The sequence below is a fragment of the Parabacteroides sp. AF21-43 genome (genome assembly GCF_003635435.1).
In the GTDB taxonomy this organism is placed as follows: domain Bacteria; phylum Bacteroidota; class Bacteroidia; order Bacteroidales; family Tannerellaceae; genus Parabacteroides; species Parabacteroides distasonis.
In genome coordinates, this window is record NZ_QTMG01000063.1 from 2,168 (window position 1) to 2,430 (window position 263).

Genomic DNA, 263 nt, shown 5'->3' on the forward strand with positions numbered 1-263 from the left:
TTTATCAACCCCTTCACCGATTTCGGCTTCAAGCACATATTCGGCAGGGAAATGGACAAGGACATTTTAATCGAGTTCCTGAACGACCTCCTCGAAGGGGAGCATACTATCATGGACCTGAGGATCATGAACAATGAGCGATTGCCCGAGACAGAGCAAGGAAGGAAGGTCATCTTCGATATCCATTGCGAGACCGACAAGGGCGAACGGATCATAATCGAGATGCAGAACAGGGAACAGCCCCACTTCAAGGACAGGGCCTT

Annotated in this window: 1 protein-coding gene; it reads left to right on the forward strand. The window is 49.8% G+C overall.

Annotation, left to right across the window (positions count from 1 at the left end; genetic code table 11):
- The coding region (locus DWX84_RS21310; protein ID WP_233573986.1) for an Rpn family recombination-promoting nuclease/putative transposase at positions 1-263 on the forward strand (263 nt) is incomplete at both ends.